The following is a 7,939-nucleotide window of genomic DNA, read 5'->3' as shown; positions in this document are numbered from 1 at the left end:
GAATGAAAGAGTGGAAACAAGCATTTAAATTATCATTACCAATTTTCTTTGGCTATTTATTTTTAGGAATTGCATTTGCTATTTTAATGGTTCAAGATGGTTACTCAGGTTGGTGGGCAATTTTTTCTAGTATTTTTATGTATGCAGGGTCAATGCAATTTGCCATTGTCAGCTTTATGAATGCCGGTTTAGGACTTGGAATGATTGCTATTATGACATTACTCATTAATGCACGTATGATGTTTTATGGAATTAGTTTTATTGAATTATTTAAGCGATTAGGGTGGAAGGCTTTTTATTTAATCTTCGCGTTATCCGATGAAACATTTTCAGTTATGGTGGGGATGAAGCAAGAGGAAGAGGGAACTTATTCTGATATTGTTCATGTGTATCTTGCGTTTTTAAATCATGTGTATTGGGTATTCGGGACGATGGTTGGTGTTATCGCTGGAAACTATATTCCATTTTCTGCAAAAGGAATTGATTTTTCAATGACGGCATTATTCGTGTTAATTGTTGTGAATCAAATCATGCAAAGTGATCGTTATTATCCATTTTTAATCGGTGGAAGTAGTGCTTTATTCTGGTTAATTGCAGTTGGTCCAAAATACTTCTTATTACCAAGCTTAGCTTGTACAGTCATTTTATTAATGGTAATTTTTGAAAGAAATATGAAACATCCATTGAAGGAGGGAGTATCGAAATGACACCAATGATGATTTTTTTAAGTATGATGGTAGCAACGATTGTAACATTCGGATTAAGATTATTCCCCTATGTGATGTTTCGTCATCATGATGTATTACCCCCTCGCTTGCAATTTATTGCGCAAGTATTGCCTAAAGCTATTATGACGACATTAGTTATTTACTGTGTCAAAGATGTAGCTTGGACACAAGCACCATTTGGGGCAGCAGAACTCATTAGTATTGCTTGTGTAGTAGTTTTACATTGGTGGAAACAAAATACTTTATTAAGCATCTTTGTTCCAACGATGATCTATATGATTTTAATTCAAGTAGTATTTGCTTAAATGTAAAAAGTAATGAAAGCTCCTAAAGTCTTTATAAGGCTTTAGGAGTTTTTTGCATTCTATTCGAATTTCTTTCAGCAAAACACTACCATTTCAAAACATTTGTTGTTACACTAATAGAAGATGAAATAGAAAGAGGAGTCACATGAAGTTATTATTTGTTGGAGACGTTGTTGGTGCTCCAGGACGTCAAGCAATTGAAGATTATTTACCAAAATTAAAGAAAAAATATAAACCTCAAGTAACGATTGTTAATGGGGAAAATGCTGCGAATGGAAAGGGCATTACGGAGAAAATTTATAAGCAATTATTACAAGCAGGTGCAGATGTTGTTACATTAGGAAACCATGCTTTTGATAATCGTGATATTTTTGAATTTATTGATGATGCAAAAAAAATGGTTCGTCCAGCGAATTATCCAGTAGGAGTTCCAGGGCAAGGCATGGTATTTGTAAAGTGTAATCAAGTGGAAGTCTGTGTTATTAACTTACAAGGTCGTGTCTTTATGAATACATTAGACGATCCATTCCAAGTGATACAGTCACTCGTTGAAACAGCTCGAAAGAGAACGCCGATTATTTTTGTGGATTTTCATGCGGAAGTGACAAGTGAAAAGCAAGCAATGGGTTGGTTTTTAGATGGGAAAGTAACTGCAGTCATTGGAACGCATACTCATGTACAAACGAATGATGCCCGTGTTTTACCTCAGGGAACGGCTGTGATGTGTGATGTAGGGATGACAGGTCCGTATAATGGAATTTTAGGAATGGAAAGAGAAGCCATTATTGGTAAATTTTTAAACCAATTACCAACAAGATTTGAAGTGTCTGATCCTGATGAGATTCAATTATCCGCTTGTTTTATTGAATGCGATGATGCAACCGGAAAAGTGAAGAAAATTTTACCCATTAAAATTTCACCAGATCAACCATTTATGGAATAGTAAAGGAGAAAATTTTACGAATGCCTCAAAAAACGAAGAGAACGCCCATGATGGAACAATATTTTTCGATTAAGGAACAATATCCGGATTGTTTATTGTTTTATCGTTTGGGAGATTTTTATGAATTATTTTATGATGATGCGCTAGAAGCTGCTCGTCTATTAGAAATTACATTAACAAGTCGAAATAAAAATGCAGAAGATCCAATTCCAATGTGTGGAGTTCCTCATCATTCTGCTAAAGAATATATTCGAACATTAATTGAATATGGAAAGAAAGTTGCGATTTGTGAGCAATTAGAAGATCCTAAATTTACTAAAGGAATGGTCAAAAGAGATGTTGTCCAAGTATTAACGCCTGGGACGTATACGGAATATTCTCAACAACATGCCAATAACTATTTAGTAGCATTAAAACCATTGGCGCAAGATTCGTATGCTTTAGGCTATGTCGATGTTGCGACAGGGGAATTAAAAGGAACTTGTGTCCAATCGATGGAAGAAGTGCGCAGTGAATGTTCGAGTTTAAAAACGAGAGAATTAGTGAAAGTAGGAGATTTTTCTTCGGAAGCATTAGAAGAAATGTGCCTGTATTTTGATATTTTACCATCTACCTTAGCAACTGAAGACATTCAAAAAGGAAGTTTTGATGCGTTACTAGAAGATATCGAACAGGAAGATGTTTATGAAGTGCTGGAAGGTTTATTATCTTATTTAGCGAAAACTCAAAAGAAAAGTTTTACTCACCTTCAAAAAGCGAGTTATTATGAACGAGATTTTTACTTATTCATGAACTATGAAGCGAAAAGAAACTTAGAGTTAACGAGTACGATTCGTACGCAGCAAAAACAAGGTTCTCTTTATTGGTTCCTAGATGAAACTCAAACAGCGATGGGTGCTCGTTTATTAAAGCAATGGATTGAAAAACCATTAGTGCTTCAAACTGATATTGAAGAACGACATGATTTAGTAGAAAGTTTGACACAACATTATTTTGAACGGATAGATTTTATTGAAGCGTTAAAAGGTGTATATGATTTAGAGCGAATTGTTGGGAAAGTTTCATTTGGAACTGCTAATGCGAGAGATTTATTACAATTAAAACAAACATTAGAGAAAGTTCCTGTTTTTAGAGCGATTGCAGATAGTTTGAATCATCCGAAATGGCAAAAGTTAAAACAACAATTACATGCGATTCCAGAATTATATGAACGCATTGAAAGAGCCATTGATGAAGATGCACCAGTATCTTTATCAGATGGGAATATTATTAAAAAAGGCTATCATGAAAAACTAGACCTTTACCGAGAAACAATGGCACATGGGAAAGAATGGATTGCTCAATTACAACAAACAGAGCGAGAAGCTACTGGGATCAAATCGTTAAAAATTAGTTATAATAAAGTGTTTGGATATTATATCGAAGTAACAAAAGCAAATCTTTCTCAGTTAGATGATAGTCGTTATGAACGAAAACAAACATTAAGTAATGCAGAACGTTTTATTACACCTGAATTAAAAGAAAAAGAAGCGTTGATTTTAGAAGCTGAAGAGAAATCAAGTTTACTAGAATATGAATTATTTGTGGCTGTTCGTGAAGAAGTGAAAACTTATACGGAGCAATTACAAGAATTAGCAAAAGCAGTAGCAACGATTGATGTGTTGCAGTCGTTTAGCACCGTCAGTGAAGCGTATCAATTAACAAGACCTACGATTTCATTAATGGATCGCTCGTTAGAAATTATTGATGGTCGTCATCCAGTTGTTGAAAAAGTGATGGGACGTTCTAGCTATGTTCCTAATTCGATTCAAATAACGCCAGAAGACCATATTTTATTAATTACTGGACCAAATATGTCTGGTAAATCAACGTATATGAGACAGTTGGCGCTTTGTGTGATTCTATCTCAAATTGGTTGCTTTGTTCCAGCGACAAGTGCAAAAATTCCAATTTTTACAAAAATCTTTACACGAATTGGAGCAGCAGATGATTTAATTTCTGGTCAAAGTACCTTCATGGTAGAAATGATGGAAACTAATACAGCATTACGACAAGCTGATCCAACAAGTTTATTATTATTTGATGAAATCGGAAGAGGAACAGCTACGTATGATGGGATGGCACTTGCTCATGCCATTATTGGATATATTCATGAACATTTAACTGCGAAAGTCCTTTTCTCAACTCATTATCATGAATTAACAGCTTTAAGTGATACGTATGAAGATTTAAAAAATGTTCATGTTGGTGCGATTGAAAAAGATGGCGAAGTGGTCTTCCTTCATAAAATTATGGAAGGGCCAGCAGATAAGAGTTATGGAATTCATGTCGCTAAATTAGCTGGATTACCTTCATCATTATTAAGTCATGCAGAAAATATTTTAACGATTTTAGAAAACAATTCGCAAGCGAATGTGAATCTTCAAGAAGACGATCCAGTGGAAAAGGCTGAAGTGGAAATTGTAGAAAGTAGTGCTACTGTTAAAGTTCCACGTGTCGAAACAGAACAATTGGATTTATTTACAAGTAATCTCGACCAAGAAGTATTAGAGGAGATAAAATCCGTTCGAGTGATGAATTTAACGCCACTTCAAGCGTTACAATTTATCGACCAATGGCAAACAAGACTGAAAGGGTGAGTCTATGGGGAAAATTAAAGAATTAAGTGCTTTATTAACCAATCAGATAGCAGCAGGGGAAGTCATTGAACGACCGTCATCTGTTGTCAAAGAATTATTGGAAAATGCAGTTGATGCTGGCAGTACAAGAATTGTCATTGAAATTGAAGAAGCAGGATTAAAATTGATTAGAATTACTGATAATGGTTCAGGGATGAGTCGTGAAGATGCCGTCTTATCGATTCGCCGTCATACGACGAGTAAAATTTATTCACCGGAGCAATTATTCCGCATTAAAACATTAGGATTCAGAGGAGAAGCTTTAGCGAGTATTACAGCAGTTTCAAAAGTGACTGTAACGACTTCAACAGGAGAAGAAGTGGGAACTCAGTTAAAAGTTGAGTCAGGAACGATTGTAGAAGAAACTCAAGTACCTCCGTTAAAAGGGACTACCATTGAAGTTTCAGATTTATTTTATAATACTCCTGCTCGTTTGAAATTTGTTCGTACACTTCAAACGGAAATTGCCCATATTACAGATGTTGTGAGTAAAATTTCTCTAAGTCATCCAGAAATTTCTATTATTTTAAGAAATGAAGGAAATGAATTAATTCGAACTGCAGGTAATGGTGACTTACGTCAAGCGATTGCAGGTAATTTAGGTCCTACTAACGCTCGTAAAATGTTAGCATTTAGCGGGGAAGATGATGATTTCAAAGTCAGTGGCTATACTTCCTTACCAGAATTAACAAGATCCAATCGAAATTATATTTCAATTTTTATCAATGGGCGTTCGATTCGTAATATTGCGATTTCTAAAGCAATTGTGGCAGGATATGGTTCTACTTTAATGGTGGGACGTTTTCCAATTACAGTGATTGATATTGAAATGGATTTCCAATTAGTCGATGTCAATGTACATCCAACAAAACAGGAAGTGCGTATTAGTAAAGAAGTGGAACTTTCAGCCCTTATTCAAAAAGCGATCCATGAGTCGATTCAAGGGGTACAACGAATTCCTGAATCATTAGAAGATTTACCATTTAAACGTAAATCAACGGAATCGACAACTGCTCGACCGGTAGTGGAACAAGAAACGTTAAATTTTGACTTAAAACCTGTTCAGCCGTCCATTCGAGTTGAAACTCCTAGCGAGTGGATACAAGAGGATGAGACTACTTCGTATTCGAGTGAAGTGTTAAGTTCTGAAGAGCTACCTTTAGAAACTGAAGAGAGTTCATTTGAGGGAGAGATTTCTGAAGAATTAAAAGATGAAATTCCAGTTCAAATAACGGCTCATTACAAAGAGGATTGTGAAACTTGCAGAATAGATTTTCACCAAGAAAAAGCGAATTATTGGAAATTGTCTCAAGAATTGGATGAAGAAAATTTTGAAACTGATTTTCCAGAATTACATTATTTTGGGCAAATGCATGGGACATATTTATTTGCACAAAATGAAAAAGGTTTATACATGATTGATCAACATGCTGCTCAAGAACGGATTAAATATGAAATTTTTAAAGTTTCTATTGGAGAAGTAGCGCCAGTGAGTCAATCCTTAATGATTCCGATTGTCATGGAATTTTCGAAAAAAGAAGCGCTCAAATTACAAGAGTCGTTAGACATGATTCGTGAATTTGGTATTGAAATCGAACCATTTGGTACGCATACTTTTCAAATTCAATCTCATCCTAGTTGGATGAAACAGGGAGAAGAAAGAGAAATTATCGAAGAGATTATTGATTTAATTCTCTCAAATCAAAAAGTAACGGTTGCTCAGTTACGGAAAGCAACTGCCATTATGATGAGCTGTAAAGGTTCGATTAAGGCGAATCATCGTTTAACAACGCTTGAAGCGGAACAACTATTAGTGGACTTAGCAAAATGTAAAAATCCGTATAATTGTCCTCATGGTAGACCTGTATTAGTTCATTTAAGCAACAAAGATTTGGAAAAATTATTTAAACGAATTCAAGATCCACATCAATCGAAGTGGAAATTTGAAGATTAGGAGGAAGAAAAATGTCAGAATTTTCAAAAGAAGCATTAAAACAACGATTAACGGAAATTCAATATGAAGTGACGCAAAATGAAGCAACAGAACGTCCTTTTTCAGGAGAATATGATGAATTTTTTGAAGAAGGTATTTATGTAGATGTAGTGAGTGGTGAACCATTATTTAGTTCAAAAGATAAATTTGATGCAGGTTGCGGATGGCCATCATTTTCAAGACCGATTCAAAATACAACATTAACAGAAAAAGAAGACCATAAATTAAATCGTGTTCGTACAGAAGTTCGTAGTCAAAAAGCGGATTCTCATTTAGGGCATGTATTCCCAGATGGGCCTGAAGAGTTAGGTGGATTACGTTATTGTATTAATTCTGCTGCATTAAGATTTATTCCAAAAGCAGATTTAGAAAAAGAAGGATATGGAGAATTTCTTCAATACTTTTAAAGAGAAATGGAGTTAGAAAATGAGTCGTACTGTTCATACTGAATTGACAAATATGTGTATGATTTATGACCAAGAGGGTAATGTTTTAGTGCAAGAGAAAAATTTGAGTTATGCACAAGGATTAATTTTCCCGGGAGGTCATGTTGAACCAATGGAATCGATTGTAGATTCGACTATTAGAGAAATTAAAGAAGAAACAGGTCTAACGATTAGTCAGCTAGAGTTTTGTGGAATTAAAGATTGGATTCGACCAGATGGAACACGTTATATTGTCTTTTTATATAAAACGAGTCATTACACTGGCGAACTTCGTTCTTCGTCTGAGGGAGATATGTTTTGGATTTCTTTAGAAGATTTGAAGAAGCGAGAACCATTGTGGCATTTGGATCAAATGTTAGACATTTTTGAACAAAAGGGACCTACTGAATTGTTTTTCAATTATGGGGATGAGGACTATATTCCGGAATTGAAATAGGACAGAATTTTTAGTAGAAACTACGAAAGACTTCCTAAATATAGTAGCAAAGGACGCAAGCAAACCCTTTGGGTTTCATTGCTAAATTTCGAGCCTTGGTCTCGAAATTTCCTAATAATAGTAGCCGATGTTTCGGCTGCTATTATGCATGCTACTATGGGAAGTCTTTCTCCGTTTTTCCGTAAATGGATGAGTGTACGTTTAAGATGAAGACTCCACTTTGTATGAATACTACAGGTTAGATTTTTTTATAAAAATCCGTTTAAGAAAAATATTTTTAAAACTTTTTATCGTATCTATATAGTGAAGAGAGAATTAAGGCAAGTTCGATTTTTCTTCATGAAAATAGAAAGGATGTTATAATATGGAAGAACGGATTAAAGATGCAAGACCAATGATGGATTTGATGG

Annotated in this window: 7 protein-coding genes; all 7 read left to right on the top strand. The window is 34.8% G+C overall.

Going from position 1 to position 7,939, the window contains the following annotated elements; translation table 11 throughout:
- The coding region (locus tag RWR88_RS08100; protein WP_314451724.1) for an AzlC family ABC transporter permease at positions 1-707 on the top strand (707 nt) is incomplete at its 5' end.
- Positions 704-1,033: an AzlD domain-containing protein gene (locus RWR88_RS08095; protein ID WP_314451722.1), complete on the top strand. Its 330-nt coding sequence runs from the start codon at positions 704-706 to the stop codon at positions 1,031-1,033. The genes RWR88_RS08100 and RWR88_RS08095, both read left to right, overlap by 4 nt.
- Before the next feature lie 145 nt (positions 1,034-1,178).
- Complete coding sequence (locus RWR88_RS08090; RefSeq protein ID WP_314451720.1) at positions 1,179-1,976, top strand: TIGR00282 family metallophosphoesterase; 798 nt, start codon at positions 1,179-1,181, stop codon at positions 1,974-1,976.
- Positions 1,977-1,996: 20 nt separating this feature from the next.
- The gene (mutS, locus tag RWR88_RS08085) at positions 1,997-4,615 is read left to right on the top strand and encodes a DNA mismatch repair protein MutS (protein ID WP_314451718.1); all 2,619 of its coding nucleotides are present in this window, start codon (positions 1,997-1,999) and stop codon (positions 4,613-4,615) included.
- Positions 4,616-4,619: 4 nt separating this feature from the next.
- Positions 4,620-6,608, top strand: coding sequence for a DNA mismatch repair endonuclease MutL (gene mutL, locus RWR88_RS08080; protein ID WP_314451716.1), 1,989 nt, complete (start codon positions 4,620-4,622; stop codon positions 6,606-6,608).
- Positions 6,609-6,619: 11 nt separating this feature from the next.
- Positions 6,620-7,054 (top strand): peptide-methionine (R)-S-oxide reductase MsrB, encoded by a 435-nt coding sequence (msrB, locus tag RWR88_RS08075; protein ID WP_314451714.1) that lies wholly within the window; start codon positions 6,620-6,622, stop codon positions 7,052-7,054.
- A gap of 19 nt (positions 7,055-7,073) precedes the next feature.
- The gene (locus tag RWR88_RS08070) at positions 7,074-7,529 is read left to right on the top strand and encodes an 8-oxo-dGTP diphosphatase (protein WP_314451712.1); all 456 of its coding nucleotides are present in this window, start codon (positions 7,074-7,076) and stop codon (positions 7,527-7,529) included.
- The last annotated feature ends 410 nt before the right edge of the window (positions 7,530-7,939 follow it).

The sequence above is a fragment of the uncultured Granulicatella sp. genome, from assembly GCF_963528195.1.
Lineage (GTDB): Bacteria > Bacillota > Bacilli > Lactobacillales > Aerococcaceae > Granulicatella.
Note: the sequence above shows the minus strand (reverse complement) of the source record. Positions and strands in the feature narration are given on the sequence as shown.

Excerpts from the sequence above, each read along its gene's own strand:
- RWR88_RS08095 (WP_314451722.1), top strand. The coding sequence starts at position 704 with ATGACACCAATGATGATTTTTTTAAGTATGATGGTAGCAACGATTGTA.
- RWR88_RS08090 (WP_314451720.1), top strand. The coding sequence starts at position 1,179 with ATGAAGTTATTATTTGTTGGAGACGTTGTTGGTGCTCCAGGACGTCAA.
- mutS (WP_314451718.1), top strand. The coding sequence starts at position 1,997 with ATGCCTCAAAAAACGAAGAGAACGCCCATGATGGAACAATATTTTTCG.
- mutL (WP_314451716.1), top strand. The coding sequence starts at position 4,620 with ATGGGGAAAATTAAAGAATTAAGTGCTTTATTAACCAATCAGATAGCA.
- msrB (WP_314451714.1), top strand. The coding sequence starts at position 6,620 with ATGTCAGAATTTTCAAAAGAAGCATTAAAACAACGATTAACGGAAATT.
- RWR88_RS08070 (WP_314451712.1), top strand. The coding sequence starts at position 7,074 with ATGAGTCGTACTGTTCATACTGAATTGACAAATATGTGTATGATTTAT.